Source organism: Allokutzneria sp. NRRL B-24872, assembly GCF_002155965.1.
In the GTDB taxonomy this organism is placed as follows: domain Bacteria; phylum Actinomycetota; class Actinomycetes; order Mycobacteriales; family Pseudonocardiaceae; genus Allokutzneria.
Genome location: NZ_MUMH01000103.1, coordinates 17,906 through 34,742 on the forward strand (window position 1 = coordinate 17,906; position 16,837 = coordinate 34,742).

Consider the following 16,837-nt stretch of genomic DNA (forward strand, 5'->3'; position numbering starts at 1 on the left):
CGCTTAGTGGGGAATGACAGAACTTTCTATGCAACGGGCTTTCTTTCCTGTTCAGATATTGCCGTTATCCCGTGAGTTCTCATAGATTCTGCTCGCACTTTCCCTAGCCGCCATGTGTGCGACGGCGTTCCCTGGAGAAAACGTGACGCAGAATCATGTTCCAACGGAGCTCGACTACACCTACGACCACGGCTGGATCGCTTACGAGAGCTGGCCGGTGACGGTCGGCATCACCCCGATCGCCACGGCCTTCCTGGGCTGCGTGGAGCGCGTGCAACTGCCTCGCCCCGGCAGCTACGTGACCGCGGGCCTGTCCTGCGGCGAGTTCGAGTCCCGCCAGCTCTCCCGGCCGCTGTACGCGCCGGTCAGCGGGGAGGTCGTCGAGGTCAACACCGATGTCCTGCTCAACCCGTGGCTGGTCGGCCGCGACCCCTACCAGGCCGGCTGGCTGTTCAAGGTCCGGCTGACCGAGTGGCCCGAGCACGCGCTCTCCCCGGCCGAGTACGGCCAGCTCACCGAGGCCGAGCCGGAGTACGACCGCGGGCCGGTTGTCGGACTCCCGCAGTAGTCTCGCTCTCGCCTGGTCAGCCAGGGAGAGAGCGGGTGGGGGATGGGACGCAGCGGTGACCTGCCGAGGGGGTTGCTGGAGCGCTTCCGCGTGCGCGACGGGGCGTGTCCCGATGACACCGGCTGCACCGTGCTGCACGTGGACATGGACGCCTTCTACGCCTCCGTGGAGATCCGTGCCCGCCCTGAGCTGCTAGAACGCCCCGTCGTCGTGGGCGGGGTCGGCGGCAGGGGCGTGGTGTCCTCGGCCAACTACATCGCCCGCGGCTTCGGCGTCCGCTCCGCGATGCCGACCGCCATGGCCCGCAAGCTGTGCCCCCAGGCGGTCTTCCTGCCGCCGAACTTCGCCGCCTACCAGGAGGTCTCGGCGGGGATGATGCGGATCTTCCGCGAGCTGACCCCGCTCGTGGAGCCGCTCAGCCTCGACGAGGCCTTCCTGGACGTGGCGGGCGCGCTGCGCAGGCTGCGCCGCACCCCGGCCCAGCTCGGCGCCGCGATCCGCGAGCGGGTGCAGGCCGAACACGGTGTGACCTGCTCCGTCGGCGTCGCGGCCACCAAGTTCGTCGCGAAGCTGGCCTCCGGGCTGTGCAAGCCGGACGGCATGATGGTCGTCCCGGCCGCCGAGATCATGGACTTCCTCAGCCCGCTGCCGGTCTCGGCGCTGTGGGGCGTCGGCGCCCGCACCGCGGATAAGCTCACCCAACAGGGCCTGACCAGGGTCTCCGACGTGGCGCGCACCCCGTTGCCCCGGCTGCGCCGGATGCTCGGCAACGCCAGCGCGGAGCACCTGTACGCGCTGGCCAACGGCGTCGACGGGCGGCGCGTGGTCGCCGAGGTCGCGGAGAAGTCGATCGGCGCCGAGGAGACCTTCGACGTCGACCAGACCGACCGCGAGGTGCTGCGCCGCGAGCTGCTGCGGCTGAGCGAGCGCACCGCGGCCTCGCTGCGGGCGCGGGACCTGCGGGCCAGGACGGTCTCGATCAAGGTCCGCTTCTCCGACTTCACCACCATCACCAGGTCGAAGACCCTCCAGGTGCCGACCAACCTCAGTCAGGAGGTCTACCGCACCGCGGCCCGGCTGCTGGCCGAGCAGGTGCCGCCGGGGGCCGTGCGGCTCATCGGGGTGCGCGCCGAGCAGCTCGGCGAGGGGGACGCCATGGGGGAGCAGTTGACCTTGGACGCCCCGGAGCGCGGCTGGCGCGAGGCCGACGAGGCCGCGGACCTGGCCCGCACGAAGTTCGGCACCGCCGCGATCCGCCCCGCGTCACTGCTGAAGGGCCGCCCCGAGCGCCAGGGGCGTTAGCTCCGACGCTTTTCTCACACACCCCCGCTAGCATTTGCGAGCGTCGGCCGTGGTTATACAAACGTCCAATAAAACATCCGCCATTTCGCACTCCCAACGGGAATGAAAGCGCTTACCGGCGCCGTTGGGAGTGCGAAACGGGAAGATCATCGACCGCTCTGGAGCGCCTTCCAGGTGTTGGCCCCGACGATGCCGTCCGCGCCGAGACCGCGGGCCGACTGGTACCGCTGCACAGCGGCGGTGGTGTTCGCGCCGAACTGCCCGTCGATGTTGAGCTTCGCCGCGACCGCCGCGTTGAGCGCGCGCTGGACCCGGCTGACCGCGTCGCCGGAGGAGCCGTCCTGCACCTGCGGCGTGCTGCCCGCCGACAGCAGCGCCGTCCACGTCTTCACGTCGACGGTGCCGGTGGCGGTCAGCCCCTTGGCCGTCTGGAACTTCGACACGGCCGCCGTGGTCGCCGCGTCCAACGCGCCGGTCGGATCGCCCTCCCCGGTGCTGAAGCCGTTGGCGCGCAACACGCACTGCGCCGCCTTGACCGCATCGCCGGTCGCGCCGGCGGTCAGGTCCGGGTACGCGGCGAAGTCGATCTTCGCGATGGCGCAGCCCTTGCGGCCCGACACCAGCTCGGTGGCGGCCGCCGTGCCGCGTGAGACCGCGCTGGCGTTGCTCTCGATGGGCGAGGCCTTGATGCCGGGGAAGAGGATGTAGTCCACGACCGCGCCGCTGACGCCGCCGTTCTTCGGGTTGGGGTTGATGCCCAGGAGCTCGGCCAGCCGGTAGGAGCCCTCGCCGATCGCGCTCGTCGGGCCGACGTCACCGACCACCGCGAAGGCGAGCTTGTCCTTGTGCACCACGGCTGCCACGGTGCCGCCGGTGATGTTGGCGCCCTTGTGGTTCCACGTCGAGCTGACCCCGGGCACCACCACGAAGGGCAGCTTGTCCGCGATCAGCGGCTTGCCGTCGGACTGGTTCCACGCGGTCTGCGCCTGGAACCACGGGTCGGTGCTCTTGTTGCACTTCGCGGTCGGTTGGCCGTCGCAGACGATGTCCATGTCGGCCCTCCAGTGCACCGCGTTGCCGGTCGCGCACACCGGGACCGTGCGCGTGCCGCCCGCGTCGTGGCCGAACTTGCCGTTGGAGATCTGCTTCGTGCACTTGGCCACCGCCGCCTTGAGCTGTGCGGCGGTGGGCGCGGCGGCAGCGGCCACCGCGGGGGAGGGCGCTGCGGCGAGCAGCAGGGTCGCGGCCGCGAGCTTCGCGATCGTCAATCGCATGGTCATCACTCCTGGAATGCGCGAGGGGAGTGGAGGGTAACCACGCGATTCCGTCAAAGACCAGGCTCTTGTTAAGTACTTTTACGAACTCCGCCAAAAAGAGTAGCCCCGCAAGGAGTGCTACCCTTGCGGGGCTCTGAGCTGCATCTTTACTGCTTGTTAGGCGGTTCTTGGGTGCTTTCCAGTAATGGCTCAGCCAACCAGTTTCGTCGCCGCGGTGGCCCCGAGCGACTGTGCGGAAGCCTGATTTTCGATCTGGCTGGCCTTCACTCCCGGAAAGAGGACGAAGTCCACGACCGCGCCGCCGACGCCGCCGGTCGACGGGTGCGGGTTGATGCCGAGGAGCTCGGCGAGCCGGTAGGAGCCCTCGCCGATGATCGCGGTCGGGCCGATGTCACCGACGACCGCGTAGGCCAGCTTGTCCTTGTAGACCACGGCCGCGACGGTGCCGCCGGTGATGCCCGCCGCCTTCCAGCTCCACTTGCTGCTGATGCCGGGAACCACGACGAAGGGCAGCGCGGCGGAGTTGAGGTGCTTGCCGTTGGACTGCTGCCACGCGGTTTCCGGCTGGAAGTACGGGTCGGTCTGCTTGTTGCACTTGGTGGTGACCTGGCCGTCGCAGTCGATGTCGAAATCGGCCTTCCAGTGCACCGCGCCCTTGGTCTTGCAGACCGGGATGGTGCTGGAGCCGCCCGCGTCCTGGGCGTACTTGCCGCTGGAGACCTGCGTCGTGCACTTGGCGACAGCGGCCTTGACCTGGGCGGCCGTGGGGCCGGCGAGCGCCGCGGGCTCCGCGCCCGCCTGCGCCGTGGTGAGCGCGGAGGCGGCCGTGAGCGCGAGCGCGGCCACAGCGAACCTGGTGAGCAACTTGTTCATGGCGACCTCGTCCTTGGCAGGGGGAACACCGAGGGCCAGGGGCGAGCCCCGGGCCCTCGTAAGGGTCGTTCACCAGTACGGGCGGTCACTTGTCCTGCGCTGGTCCCGCAGGTGGGCGGGGGCTCCGCGCCCCGACGGCGTGCCTAGCCGACGAGCTTGGCGGCGGACTTCGCGCCCAGCGCCCTCGCGGCGGCGGCGTCCTCGATCTTGCCGACCTTCACCCCGGGGAACAGGACGTAGTCCACGACCGCCCCGCTGACGCCGCCGGTCTTCGGGTCGGGGTTGATGCCCAGCGCCTTGGCCAGCGCGTACGAGCCCTCGCCGATGGCCTTGGTGGGGCCGACGTCGCCGACCACGGCGTAGACGAGCTTGTCCTTGTAGGTCACCGCGGCGACCGTGCCGCCGCCGATCCCGGCGCCCTTGTAACTCCACGTCGAGCTGATTCCCGGCACGACCACGAAGGGCAGCTTCTCGGCGTTGAGCGGCTTTCCGTTGGACTGCACGAATGCGGTCTGGTTCTGCCACCAAGGGTCGGTCGACTTGTTGCACTTCGGCGTTTTCTGGCCGTCGCAGTCGACGTCGAAATCGGCTTTCCAGTGCACGGCGCCCTTGGTCTTGCACACCGCTGTCGTGCGCGAGCCGCCGGCGTCGTGGGCGTACTTGCCGCTCGACAGCTGCTTCGTGCACTTCGCCACGGCCGCCTTGACCTGGGCGGCAGTGGGGCCGGCTTGCTCGGCGCTCGCGGGGGTGGTGGTGAGCGCCACGGCGGAGGCGAGTACGAAGGCGGTCGCGGTGACCTTGCGCGGGGTTGTGTTCACGGTGATCCCACTCTCAGCAGGGAAGAGTTCTTTACTAAAGAATGCCGCAGCTTCGCGAAAATGCAATCAAGGATTTTCTGTGCGTCGCGAAGTGGGCCTTTACTGAATCGCAGGCGAGTCTTGGCGGAACGCTCGTAAAGTCCTTTCGGGCGGTTCCGCTGCCGCAATGGGCCGAGCCATCGTTCACAGCCTTCACGAAGTTGTGAACCAGGTGTAGCTTCGGTCGGCATGGACCCGAACGCGCCCACCACCCTGGACGGACTCCCCCTCGCCCGGCGCTGCCCGCTGGACCCGCCGGAGGAGCTGACCCGAGCGCGCGAGCAGCGCGCGCTCACGCCGATGACCTACCCGGACGGCCACCAGGGCTGGCTGGCCACCGGCAACGCCGCCGCCCGCGCCGTGCTGGCCGATCCTCGCTTCAGCGTGCGCGTCGAGCTCCAGCACTCGCCGATCCCGATCGAGGTGCCCGCGGAGGTGCGCGCGACGCCGCGGCCCGGCATGTTCACGCGGCTGGACGACCCCGAGCACGCGCGCTACCGCAGGCAGCTGACCGGTGCCTTCACCGTGCGCCGGATCAGGACGATGGAGCCGATGATCGAGCGCATCGCTGAGGAACTGCTCGACGCGATGGAGCGGGGCCGCGCCGGCGAGGACGCGGTCGACCTGGTCGCCGAGTACGCGCTGCCGCTGCCGTCACTGGTGATCTGCGAACTGCTCGGCGTCCCGCGCGCGGAACGCGGCAGGTTCAACGAGGACAGCCGGCGACTGCTGGCGTTGGACGCGTCGGTCGAGGAGCGGATGGAGTCCTTCGGCGCGGTGGCCGCGCTGCTCGCCCGGCTGGTCTCGGAGAAACGCGCCGAGCCGGGCGATGACCTGCTCAGCGATCTGATCACGGCGGGCGACCTGACCGACGAGGAACTGGTCAACATCGGCGCGGTGTTGCTGGTCGCCGGGCACGAGACCACCGCCAACCAGATCGGCCTCGGCGTCTACGCGCTGCTGCAGAACCCCGAGCAGCTGCACCGGTTCCAGGGCGAGCAGTCCCTGGCCAACAGCGCGGTCGAGGAGATGCTGCGCTACCTGTCGATCATCCACATCGGACCGATCCGCACCGCGACCGAGGACGTCGAGGTGGCGGGGCAGCTCGTGCGCGAGGGGCAGACCGTGGCCATCTCGGTCCCGGTCGCCAACCGCGACCCCGAGCGCTTCGAGGACCCGGAGCGGATGGACATCGGCCGCTCCGCGACCGGGCACCTGGCCTTCGGGCACGGGGTGCACCAGTGCCTCGGCCAGCAGTTGGCGCGCTCGGAGCTGCGGATCGCCTTCACCGCGCTGTTCCGTCGCTTCCCGCAGCTGCGGCTGGCCGTGCCCGCGGACGCCGTGCCCATGCGCTCGGACATGGCGATCTACGGCGTGCACGAACTCCTAGTCAGCTGGGATCGCTGAGCTGCTTGGCGCGCAACTCATCGCGCACCGCGCGCCAGCGCTCCAGCAGGCTTGGCAGCTCGCCTTGGACGAACTCGAAGAACTCCAGCGTCTCGGTCATCCTGCGGCCGGCGGGGGAGTCGGGGCCCAGCACCTCGATCCCCTCGCGCAGGCTGGTCTCCCACCGGGTGAGGGCGCGGTCCTTGCGCACGGCGGCCTCGTACCAGACGTCATCGCGCACCTGGTAGACGTCGCGGCGGGAGCCCGGCTCGCGCTCCCGGCTGATCAGGCCGACCTGGCCCAGGTAGCGGACCGCCCCGGAGATCGCCGCCGGGCTGACCCGCAGCGCCTCGGCGAGCTCGGCCGCGGTGAGCCTGCCGGAGTCCACCGCGAGCAGGCAGACGAACACGCGCGCGGGCATCCTCGGCCAACCGCCGTCGGCCAGCACCGAGGCGAAGCGCTCCACGAAGCGCAGGAACGCCTCCGCGTCGCGGCCCTCGATCCGGCCTTCGGTCGTCTCGGTGCTCACTGATGCCTCCTCACGCTCGCCCGGTCAGGGTAGCCGCAGCCGGGTGTGACCGAAGCACCGCGAAGAACTTCGGAAGCGACTCAACCCCGCCCCCACCTCAGCGGTCTGTCACAGCGGGGCCGCCGACAGCCCCCGGCTAGGCTGCACGGACTTCGGCTATCGGGAGGCTTCACGTTGCTCACCACCATCTGGGACCGCTTCCGCACCCTGGTGCTCCGCAACGGGGCGGCACTGGTCGTCGCGGCGGTGGTCGCCCTGGTGGCGGTGGTGCTCTTCCGGCTCGCCGACGCCCGGCACGTCTACGAGGACCTCGACGTCTACCGGGCCGCGGTGCAGACCTGGTGGTCCGGCGGCGACATGTACGGCCTCCTGGAGAAGACCGCGGCGGGCAACCACCTGCCCTTCATCTACCCGCCGTTCGCCGTGCTCGTGCTCGCGCCGTTCGCGGTGCTCGCCCGTGACCCCGCCGTCGCGCTGAACTTCGGCATCTCCGTGCTCGCGCTCGCCGCCACGCTGTACGTCGTGGTGCGGCGGCTGTGGCGCTCCGGCGGGCCGAAGGGCGCCTTCGTGGTGACCGCGGTGCTGCTGCCCTTCGCGCTGCTGCTGGAGCCGGTGACCGAGACCCTGGACTACGGCCAGGTCAACCTGTGGCTGATGGCGCTCGTCGCCGTGGACTGCCTGGCGATCTCCCCGAAGTGGCCGCGCGGCACCCTCGTCGGCATCGCCGCCGCGATCAAGCTCACCCCGGCCGCGTTCCTGCTGTACTTCTTGCTGCGCAAGGACTTCCGCGCCGCGCTGGCCGTGGTGATCAGCGGCGCCGCCGCCACCCTGGTCGGCTTCGTGATCGCGCCCGGCTCCTCGCTGCACTACTGGCTGGAGGGCGGCGCGTCGTCGATGAGCGGCACCCCGTTCTCCGCCAACCAGACCATCACCGCGATGCTCGTCCGGCTCCAGCCGCCCGTCGTGCTCATGGGCGTGCTGATCGTGCTGCTGTCCCTGCTCGCCATCGGCATGGGCGTGGTGATCATCCGCCGCGCCGACGCCCCGATCGCGGTGATGGCCAACGGGATCGTCGCACTGCTGATCTCGCCGACCTCGTGGTCGCACCACTGGGTGTGGATCGCCCCGACCCTGGTCATCATGATCGCCTCGGCGCTGCGGGTGAACAGCTGGGTGTGGCTGCTCGTCGCGGCCGTGATCACCGTCGTCTTCTACGTCGGGTGGCACTTCAAGCTGCCGACCGCTGGCAACCAGGAACTGCTCTGGACGCCGGGGGAGCACCTGCTCGGCAACTCCTTCGTGATCGTCGGCTTCTGCCTGCTCGCCGCCGGTTCCTACCTGGCGTGGCGCCGTCCCCGCCTGCTCCTGGCCCGCCGCGACGCCGCCTTCCTCCCCTAGCGCCCGCGCGTTGTGGCAACGAATTGCCACAACGCGCGAGGAACGCCTAGTCGTCGGTTCCGGCGACGAGGGATTCGAGCTTGAACTCCGGGTGCAGGCGCTGGAGGGAGCCGACGGCCACCGGGTCCGGGAAGAGGGCCAGGTCGACGCCGTCGCGGTCGCGGCGCAGGACCTCGGCTCGGCCGCTGCGGTCGACGATCGACCGCTGCTCGGGCTGAACGAGGATGCGCGCGATGCGGTAGGGCAGCCGGTCCAGCAACAGCTTCACGCCGAACTCCGCCTCGATGCGGTGCGCGGCGACCTCGAACTGCATCGGGCCGACGGCGGCCAGCACGGGGGCGGCGTCACCGCGGCGGTCGGAGCGCAGCACCTGGACGACGCCTTCCTCCTCCAGCTGCTGGATGCCCTTGCGGAACTGCTTGGCGCGGCCGAGATCCGACGGGCGCGCGATGGAGAAGTGCTCGGGGGCGAAGCTCGGCAGCCTCGGGAAGCGCACGGCGGGCTTGCCGACGTGCAGCGTGTCACCGACCTGGAGCGCGTTGGCGTTGACCAGGCCGACGACGTCGCCGGGGAAGGCCTCATCCACCGTGTTGCGCTCGCGGCCGAACATCTGCTGCGCGTACTTGGTGCTGAACGGGCGGCCGGTCTGCGCGTGCGTGACGACCATGCCGCGCTCGAAGCGGCCGGAGCACACGCGGACGAACGCGACGCGGTCCCGGTGCGCGGGGTCCATGCCGGTCTGCACCTTGAAGACGAAGCCGGAGAACGGCTTGTCGAGCGCGCGCGCCTTCTCGTCGGCGTCCACGCGCGGCGCGGGGGCGGGGGACAGCCGCACGATGCTGTCGAGCAGCTGCCGCACGCCCATGTTGAGCACACCGGCGCCGAAGAGCACCGGGGTCGCTTTGCCGGAGAGGAACGCCTCCTGGTCGAAGTCGGAGCCGCTGAGCGAGAGCAGTTCGGACTCCTCGACGGCGCGCGTCCAGTCCTCACCCTCCTCCTCGGCGGCCCGCTCCGCGCTCATCGTCTCCTCGGTGGCCAGCGTCGCCCCGCCCGCGGTCCTGGTGAAGCGGGTGAACTCGCCGGAGGCGCGGTCCAGCACGCCGCGGAAGCGCCCGGCCTCGCCGACCGGCCAGTTCAGCGGCATCGGGGTGAGGTTGATCCGGGTGCTGATCTCGTCGCACAGCTCCAGCGCCTCGCGGCCGGGGCGGTCCCACTTGTTCACGAACGTGACCACCGGGATGCCGCGGTGCCTGCACACGTCGAAGAGCTTCAGCGTCTGCGGCTCCAGGCCCTTGGCCGCGTCCAGCAGCATCACCGCCGAGTCGACCGCGGAGAGCACGCGGTAGGTGTCCTCGGAGAAGTCGGCGTGACCCGGGGTGTCCAGCAGGTTGATCACCGTGTCGCCGTAGCCGAACTGCAGCGCCGCCGAGGTGATCGAGATGCCGCGCGCCTGCTCCATGGCCAGCCAGTCCGAGACCACGCCCTTGCGGCCCGCCTTGCCGTGCACCGCGCCCGCCTCGGAGATCACCCGCGCGTGCAGCGCCAGCGCCTCGGTGAGCGTGGACTTGCCCGCGTCGGGGTGGCTGATCACGCCGAAGGTCCTGCGGCGGCCCGCCTCCGCTGGCACGACCGAGGAGCCCTTGCCGGTGGCCGCCGGGGCGTCCGTGGGGTCCGAGGGGTCGAGATCTGGCCCTGTCGCCGTCACCGTGAGCACACTCCAAATCCGCTGAAAATCGCCCGGTGGATACTAGTTCCCGCCCGGCTGGTCACGTTCGCGATCGCCCCCGCTTCACAAAGGCATCACGCCGCGTACCTCCTCCGGGGTGAGTTCTGCGACCTGTTGTGTCGCCGCACCGCCGAACGGAGGACAGCCCGCCGCGGGCCCCCGGAACGCCGAAAACGAAGAAAAGGCCAGCTCAGCAAGGGTTTCGCGGCGACAGCACCCGGTATCGGCCGCTCCCCCGAGCGGATGACGCTGACAACAGGCTGGCTTCGGCAGTGCCGACCGGGTAGTCGCAGCGTCCCACGGATCGTATCCTCAAGGGTGACGCTCCCAACGGGGGCGCCCGCCGGGTCCGGCGGCAACCGTGACGCCCGGCGCTAGCGAGAAGATGTGCCGGAGGAGGATCCATGCCACTCTCCGAGCACGAGCAGCGACTGCTCGACCAGATTGAGCGCGCGCTCTACGCCGAGGATCCGAAGTTCGCATCGACGGTGCGCGGTTCCCGGCTACGGCGGCCCTCCAGAAGGCGTCGCCTCCAGGGTGTCGCCATTCTGATCATCGGTCTACTACTGCTCGTCGTCGGGGTCGCGCTACCCGTGGCACGGGTCGCGGAGATCCCGGTGCTCAGCGTCATCGGGTTCCTGCTGATGTTCGGCGGGGCCATGTGGGCCCTCTCCGCGGTCGGTCAACGCGACCAGGCCGTCGAGGAGGGTGGCGGCAAACCACAGCAGACGACACCACGCCGGAGTTCGTTCGCGCAGCGGATGGAAGAGCGGTTCCGCCGCAGGTTCGACGACAACGGCTAAGCACTGACACAACCGCAACCACCAAGGGCTGCCACATCGCCTCCCTCTCCCGGGACGGTGCGGCAGCCCTTGGTGGTTTCCGCCGCTCGCCCCCTCGCGCGCTGAAGTGGTCCAAACCTTTCCCGTTTCGTACCGGTAGCGGGAAAGAGAGCGCTCCCCACGGCCGCTAGGAGTACGAAACGGATTCTTGGCGGCCTGGCGGACGTTGGGGCGGGTCAGCGCGTGGGCATGGCGGAGCGGGGGAACAGCTTCGCGCGCAAGGACATCGGCGCGTTCACCGCGAGGCTGGCCAGCACCTGGTCCAACGCCGCCGGGAGTTCCGACGGCGTGGAAGCGCTCGCGCCGTACCAGGATCGCTCGACCTCGCCGACGAGCACGCGCAGCCCGGCGCGCCCGGACTCGTCCAGGCTGTGCTCGCGCGCGAGCTTCGTCGCGGCCACGCGAACCGTGTCCGTCTCGGCGATCCCCGTGCCGCGGTCCACGCTCGCCGCGACCAACTCCTGCCAGGCGGCGTCGGCGGCGTCCGCGCCCCCGGCGGCCACGGCGTCCAGCCGCTGCTGCCGAAGCGCCCCACGCACCCAGGACGGCAGCAGCGCGAGGTAACCACCGCCCAGCACGATCAGCAGCAGTGCCCACACGAACCCCGGCAGCGTCCACCACAGCGGCAGCAGGACGGCGATGACGCCGAGCCCGGTCGCCGTCGCCGCCCAGAACTCAGGCAGGGCAACGGTCTTCGACAGCCGCGCACGCCACGGCGTCGCGGCGGCGAGCAGGGCGCTCATCGCGCTGCCTCCTGATTCCCGCCAGCGGAGCTTCGATGTCGTCTCCTCCGCGCGCGCGTCGCGACGGCGGCTCCAGCGGCGCCCGCGACGGCGAGCAGCAGCAGGATCTCCCACCACACCACGGCCGCCGGGACCCGCATCGCCCCGAACAGGAGGACTCGGTCGTCGCCACCGCCGGGAGCCACCGGCGCGGTCGTAGCGGTCGGCGCGGACGACGGGTTCGACTGGGGCGTCGTGGTGCGCCCGGCCGAGGGCTCGTTGCCGCTCTGGTTGCCGCCGCTGGTGGACCCCTCGATCTCGTAGGGCGCGGTCACACCGCGCCCGTTGGCCTGCGGGGTCGGGTCGAACCTGGTCCAGCCGATGCCGGGGAAGTGCAGCTCCACCCACGCGTGGGCGTCGTTGGTGGTGATCACGTGGTAGCCACCGGCGTCGTAGCCCTGGGTGAAGCCGATGGCCACGCGCGCCGGGATGCCCGCGGCGCGCGCCAGGACCGCCATCGACGATGCGAACTGCTCGCAGAACCCGGTCTTGCCGTTGAACAGGAAGTCCACCAGGCCGTCGGAGTCGCCACCGGCCACCGTCTGCAGGCTGTAGGTGAAGCCGTTGCCGGGGTCGGTGAAGTGCTTGCGCAGCGCGAGGGCCTTGTCGTAGTTCGTCCGCGCCGAGGCCGTGATCCGGCGGGCCAGGTCGGTGATCCTGGGGTCGACGTCGATCTCCAGGTACTCCGCGCCGATCTCCTGGGTGTCCACGCGCGTCCCCGTCGCGCGCAGTGCCTCCGGGGTCGGGTTCGCCAGCACGCTCATCTGCGTGTAGCGCTCCACGCGCTTCTTCTCGTCGTTGAAGACCACGCCGACCTTGGGGTCGTAGAGCCAGTCGTCGGGAACGCCGTCCAGTCCCATCGGCACGCCGTAGACCGGGACCCAGTGGTCGAGGTAGCCGACCGTCTCGATGTCGATCTGCTTCGGCTTGCCCAGGCTCTCCGGGTTCGCCCCCACGTTGACCAGCTTGCCGGTGACGGGGGCTCCGCTGAGCGGGCTGTTGACCGACCAGCCGTTCCTGCGGTCGTACTGGCGCAGCGTCAGCGACCGCAGGTAGGACACCTCGTCGAGGCCGCGCACCCGGAACAGCTCGATGGTTCCCTTGCGCTCCAACTGCCCGCGCAGCGACGCGAACGGCTTGATGCCCATGCCCGCCGTGCCCGAGTTGCCGCCGACTCCCGGCAGCCTGCCCGCGGTGCCGACCAGCGTCAGCGTGGACCCGCCGACGATCGCCACGACCAGGCCGATGACCGTCACCGCCGACGCGCTGAAGCCGGAACCACCGCCGCGACGGCCGTTCTTCTCGCCGTTCTGCCCGCGTGCGGGGAGCCCGAGCCTGCCGCGCCACAGGCGGTGCCGCTGCGCCTCGTCCACCACCAGCAGGAGCGCGAAACCGCCGGCTCCCAACGCGAAGGACCACCACGGCAGCATCTCGTCGGCCAGCGAGGCGGGGACGGCGAAGACGCACAGCAGCACCAGACCGGCGGCTGCGGGCGCCTGCGCCGCGGTGGCGAGCGTGTCCACCGCGATCATCACGATGCCGACCGCGAGCGCGGACAGGCACAGTATCGCCGACGTCCCGCTCACCGGGGGTACGCCCGTGCGGACCTGCTGCACGGATTCGCTGAGCACGTTGCCCAGTTCCTGCAAGGCTTCCGGGCCCGGCAGCACGCCGAACAACCCGCTGCGGGTGAACACCGCGGTCAGGAAGAACGCCAGCGCGCAGATCTGGCCGAGCGCGACGACGAAGATCGGTGCCCGGATCGCGCGCAGGCCGGTGCCGACCGCGATCACCACCGCGATGGTCACGGCGACGAAGCCGATCCACCGCCCGCCCTCGATCACCGCGGAGAGCGCGGTCGCCGCGCCCAGCACGGAGACCGCCGCGGCGAGGGAGATCGCGGCGCCGTGCTCGGTCGACGGTGCCAGCACCGCGTGTCGTGAACTCACCAGGCAGCCCCGCCCTTCCCCACGGCCATCCGGTCGGCGGTGCTGTGGCACAGCCGCGTCCAGACGGTGGTCATCGGCGTCCGCGCGTCGGCGATCATGACGCCCCAGCCCGCCGAGGTCAGCAACCGCGCGACCTCCTGGGGGTCGGCGGCCCCCTCCTCGCTGGAGCCCGCCCAGCTCTTGACGTCCAGCAGCACCGCGAGGCTGCGCACCGACCGCTGCCGGTACTTGATCAGCTCGTGCACGGCCGAGGGCGTGGTCGCGCCGAGCACCGCGATCAGCTCGCGACCCGAACCGGGGTCGTTGCTGCACGCCAGGTCCCTGCGGTGGGACGGGCGAAGCGCCGCGAGCGCGTCGAGCACCTCGGTGTCGCTGTGCCCGCCGTCGCTCTGCCCACCGGCGAGCGCGTGCCCGTCCTCGGTGCTCAGCCGGACGTGCTGGCCGTGCCGGTGCAGGTGCAGGCAGATGCTCGCGGTCAGCGACACCGCCCACTCCAGGCTGGAGCTGGGGCCGCTGCCCCGGTGCGCCGACTCGCGCGCGTCCAGCAGCACCGCGATCCCGCCGCGCCACGGGCGTTCCTCGACCCGCACCATCAGCTCGTCGCGGCGCGCGGTCGAGCGCCAGTGCACCTTGCGCATGTCGTCACCGTGCCGATACTGCCGGACGATCGCGTCGTCCTCGCCCTGCCCGGTGCGCAGCCGGATCGCGCCGTCGTCCCCGGTGCCCAGGCCCGCGCCGACCGGGAGCCCGGAGAGGCCGACGATCTTCGGTGCGACGATCAGCCTGCTGGTCCCGCCGAGCTCGCGCTCGAACTCGGCCAACCCGAAGGGATCGGTGATCCGCGCGCGCATCGGGCCGAGCTGGTGCACCCCGCGCAGCACCGGCTGCAACGGGTAGCGCAGACCGACGGAACTCTTGCGCGACATGCGTTCCACGACGAAGCGCGGTCTGCTGCCCAGCGCGTACGGGACCCCGTCCTCCAGCAGCAGCCCGCCGGAGGGCACGCGGCCGGTGCTGCGCAGCTCCACGCGCACCTCGGCGGCGTTGCCCACGTGCACGCGCTCGGGCAGCACGTGCCGCAGCGCGACGAGACCGACGCGCGCGCCCGCGGCCAGCACGGCCGACAGCACGGGGAGCGCGACGGCGAAGATGGCCACCCGCAACAGGTCCCGCTCGTTGAGCACCAGCGCGCAGAGCGCGGCGGCGATGCCCGCTGCGAGCAGGCAGCGCCCGCGCGTGGTGAGGCCGGACAGGGCGCCCCGCATTTACCTGGTTCCCCGCAGACCGTTGCGCTGGTACGGGCCGGCTTGCGCGGGACCCGTTCCGCCCTGGGGGACCGGAACCCGTTGCACCAGACCGCGAACGAGGTCCGCCGGGGAGCGGCGGGCCGCCTGCGCCTCCGCCGTGAGCACGAGGCGGTGGGCCAGCACCGGCACCGCGACCGCGTGGATGTCGTCCGGCACCACGAAGTCGCGGCCGACGAGAGCGGCCTGCGCCCGGGAGGCGCGGACGAGCTGGAGCGTGGAACGGGGGGAGGCGCCGAGGCGGAGCTCGGGCAGACGGCGGGTGGCCGAGACCAGCTCGACGCAGTACCTGCGGATCTCCTGGGAGAGGTGCACCTGGCGCACCGCCTGCACCAGCGAGCGCACCTGCGCGGCGTCGGAGACCGGGCGCAGGTCCGCCATCGGGTCGTGCCCGGCGTGCTCGTCGACCATGGCCAGCTCGGCCTGCGGGTCGGGGTAGCCGATGGACACGCGCGCGGTGAAGCGGTCGCGCTGGGCCTCGGGAAGGGCGTAGGTGCCCTCCATCTCGATCGGGTTCTGCGTGGCGATCACCATGAACGGCGAGTCCAGCCCGAAGGTGCGCCCGTCGACGGTGACCTGGTGCTCCTCCATGCACTCCAGCAGCGCCGACTGCGTCTTCGGCGAGGCGCGGTTGATCTCGTCGCCCACCACGATGTTGGCGAAGACCGGGCCGGGGCGGAACTCGAAGTCCGAGGTCTGGCGGTTGTAGATGGACACGCCGGTGATGTCGCTCGGCAGCAGGTCCGGGGTGAACTGGATGCGGCTGACCGTGCAGTCGATGGAGCGCGCCAGCGCCTTGGCCAGCGAGGTCTTGCCGACGCCCGGCACGTCCTCGACCAGCAGGTGGCCCTCGGCGAGCAGCGTGACCAGCGCGACGCGCACGACGTCCGGCTTGCCGACGAGCACCCGCTCCACGTTGCCCGCGATCCGCCGCGCGGTGTCGTGCAGCTCGGCGAGCACTTCGACGGGGCGTTGCGCGCCGTCCGGCTCGGGCAGCGGCTGGCCGGGCAGAGCGGTCGGCTGGGTACTCGGCGTCACTCGACAGACCTCCATGGTGGTGCGGCTCCCACGCGGTGCCCGCGTCACCGGCCGACGACACCGGCGGGGCGGGTTGATGCTCGATCCCGCGAGCGGATCTTCGGCGGTCGTCCGGCGAACGACGAGCAGCGTGACACGCAGTGTGTCAAAACCTGGCGAAGCTCCCCACCCCGTCCGGGCACCCGGGTTTCCCCACCTCGCCCCACCTGCTCGTCAGCGACCGGATGGCCGCCGGCGATGCTCACCCTAATGGGGGAATTCCGCCGCTCCCGTCCCCCGGTAGTGGGATGCCTTCCGGGCGTGGGGCAGCCGTCACCCCCCACGTGGACCCACCCTCGTCTAGCTGCGGAAACGTCACTCGGGCGGTCGAAAAACGGGCCTTGATCGCGTTGACTGTGGTGGAAAGTGGGGTACTGTGGCGGCCGGTGGGGAGAACGGGGTCCCCGCTGCCGGTCCGGACGGGTCGGTGGGGAGGTGAAGCCGGTGTTTCTCGGTACCCACAACCCAAAGCTGGATGACAAGGGCCGGCTCACGCTGCCGGCCAAGTTTCGCGACGCGTTGGCGGGGGGGCTGATGGTCACCAAGGGACAGGACCACTGCCTCTACGTGTTCCCGCGCGCGGAGTTCGAGCAGATGGCGCGCAAGGTCGCCGAGGCCCCGTTCACCAACGAGGCCGTCCGCGCCTACCAGCGCTACCTCTTCGCCGGGACCGACGAGCAGCGACCGGACTCCCAGGGCCGCGTCACCATCGTCCCGGAGCTGCGCCGCTACGCCGGGCTCAGCAAGGAGTGCGTCGTCATCGGCGCCATCACCCGCCTGGAGATATGGGACTCCTCGGCGTGGCAGACCTACCTCGAGGACAACGAGGAGAACTACGCGAAGGCGAGGGAGGAAGTCCTGCCGGGGATGTTCTGATCCCGGCACGTGGTCGTGGTTCGGGTGCCGTGAGGCCTCGGTCCGCTCGATCTCTCGGTCCTGGTGCACCTTCCCCGGTACCAGGCTCGAC

The 16,837-nt window shown here is 70.8% G+C and carries 15 protein-coding genes; 6 read left to right on the top strand and 9 right to left on the bottom strand.

Translation table 11 applies throughout. The features are described 5' to 3' along the window. The first annotated feature begins 142 nt into the window (after nt 1-142). Complete coding sequence (locus tag CCN37_RS25185; protein WP_210408188.1) at nt 143-568, top strand: glycine cleavage system protein H; 426 nt, start codon at nt 143-145, stop codon at nt 566-568. Between the two features lie 42 nt (nt 569-610). Continuing rightward, the gene (locus CCN37_RS25190; RefSeq protein WP_086825360.1) at nt 611-1,870 is read left to right on the top strand and encodes a DNA polymerase IV; all 1,260 of its coding nucleotides are present in this window, start codon (nt 611-613) and stop codon (nt 1,868-1,870) included. 146 nt (nt 1,871-2,016) lie between these two features. Here CCN37_RS25190 and CCN37_RS25195 read toward each other — a convergent pair whose 3' ends face one another. The 3 genes from CCN37_RS25195 to CCN37_RS25205 all read right to left on the bottom strand — a co-directional run bounded on the left by CCN37_RS25195 (nt 2,017) and on the right by CCN37_RS25205 (nt 4,838). Continuing rightward, on the bottom strand, nt 2,017-3,144 hold the full coding sequence (locus CCN37_RS25195; RefSeq protein ID WP_246843285.1) for a peptidoglycan-binding protein: 1,128 nt from the start codon (nt 3,142-3,144) through the stop codon (nt 2,017-2,019). A 192-nt stretch (nt 3,145-3,336) separates the two neighbouring features. Next, nucleotides 3,337-4,020 carry a glycoside hydrolase family 75 protein gene (locus tag CCN37_RS25200; RefSeq protein WP_086825365.1) on the bottom strand — a complete coding sequence of 228 codons (684 nt, stop codon included), beginning with the start codon at nt 4,018-4,020 and terminating at the stop codon, nt 3,337-3,339. Nucleotides 4,021-4,163: 143 nt separating this feature from the next. Further along, complete coding sequence (locus CCN37_RS25205; RefSeq protein ID WP_086825367.1) at nt 4,164-4,838, bottom strand: glycoside hydrolase family 75 protein; 675 nt, start codon at nt 4,836-4,838, stop codon at nt 4,164-4,166. 228 nt (nt 4,839-5,066) lie between these two features. On the opposite strand from CCN37_RS25205, the gene CCN37_RS25210 reads away from it, so the two are divergent. Continuing rightward, entirely contained in the window at nt 5,067-6,284 is a 1,218-nt protein-coding gene (locus CCN37_RS25210; protein WP_086825369.1) for a cytochrome P450, read from the top strand. Here the strand turns inward: CCN37_RS25210 and CCN37_RS25215 are convergent. Next, the gene (locus CCN37_RS25215; protein ID WP_086825371.1) at nt 6,268-6,792 is read right to left on the bottom strand and encodes a GbsR/MarR family transcriptional regulator; all 525 of its coding nucleotides are present in this window, start codon (nt 6,790-6,792) and stop codon (nt 6,268-6,270) included. The genes CCN37_RS25210 and CCN37_RS25215 overlap by 17 nt on opposite strands. A 174-nt stretch (nt 6,793-6,966) precedes the next feature. On the opposite strand from CCN37_RS25215, the gene CCN37_RS25220 reads away from it, so the two are divergent. Next, a complete protein-coding gene (locus CCN37_RS25220) occupies nt 6,967-8,190 on the top strand; it encodes a glycosyltransferase 87 family protein (RefSeq protein WP_086825373.1) in 1,224 nt (407 codons plus the stop codon). Nucleotides 8,191-8,236: 46 nt separating this feature from the next. On the opposite strand, the gene CCN37_RS25225 is transcribed toward CCN37_RS25220, so the two are convergent. Then, a complete protein-coding gene (locus tag CCN37_RS25225; protein WP_371504955.1) occupies nt 8,237-9,895 on the bottom strand; it encodes a peptide chain release factor 3 in 1,659 nt (552 codons plus the stop codon). 425 nt (nt 9,896-10,320) lie between these two features. Between CCN37_RS25225 and CCN37_RS25230 the strand changes: the two genes are divergently transcribed. Further along, nucleotides 10,321-10,719, top strand: a complete 399-nt coding sequence (locus CCN37_RS25230; protein ID WP_086825376.1) for a DUF3040 domain-containing protein — start codon at nt 10,321-10,323, stop codon at nt 10,717-10,719. 215 nt (nt 10,720-10,934) lie between these two features. On the opposite strand, the gene CCN37_RS25235 is transcribed toward CCN37_RS25230, so the two are convergent. The 4 genes from CCN37_RS25235 to CCN37_RS25250 are packed head-to-tail and all read right to left on the bottom strand — an operon-like array spanning nt 10,935 to nt 15,831. After that, nucleotides 10,935-11,501, bottom strand: coding sequence for a hypothetical protein (locus CCN37_RS25235; protein WP_086825378.1), 567 nt, complete (start codon nt 11,499-11,501; stop codon nt 10,935-10,937). Next, nucleotides 11,498-13,489 (bottom strand): DUF3488 and transglutaminase-like domain-containing protein, encoded by a 1,992-nt coding sequence (locus tag CCN37_RS25240; RefSeq protein ID WP_143261796.1) that lies wholly within the window; start codon nt 13,487-13,489, stop codon nt 11,498-11,500. Before CCN37_RS25240 ends, CCN37_RS25235 begins: the two co-directional genes overlap by 4 nt. Beyond that, nucleotides 13,486-14,754 (bottom strand): DUF58 domain-containing protein, encoded by a 1,269-nt coding sequence (locus tag CCN37_RS25245; protein WP_086825382.1) that lies wholly within the window; start codon nt 14,752-14,754, stop codon nt 13,486-13,488. The genes CCN37_RS25240 and CCN37_RS25245 overlap by 4 nt, the downstream gene beginning before the upstream one ends. Further along, nucleotides 14,755-15,831: an AAA family ATPase gene (locus tag CCN37_RS25250; protein ID WP_371504957.1), complete on the bottom strand. Its 1,077-nt coding sequence runs from the start codon at nt 15,829-15,831 to the stop codon at nt 14,755-14,757. Between the two features lie 483 nt (nt 15,832-16,314). On the opposite strand from CCN37_RS25250, the gene mraZ reads away from it, so the two are divergent. After that, entirely contained in the window at nt 16,315-16,746 is a 432-nt protein-coding gene (gene mraZ, locus CCN37_RS25255; RefSeq protein ID WP_086825504.1) for a division/cell wall cluster transcriptional repressor MraZ, read from the top strand. Nucleotides 16,747-16,837 lie beyond the last annotated feature (91 nt).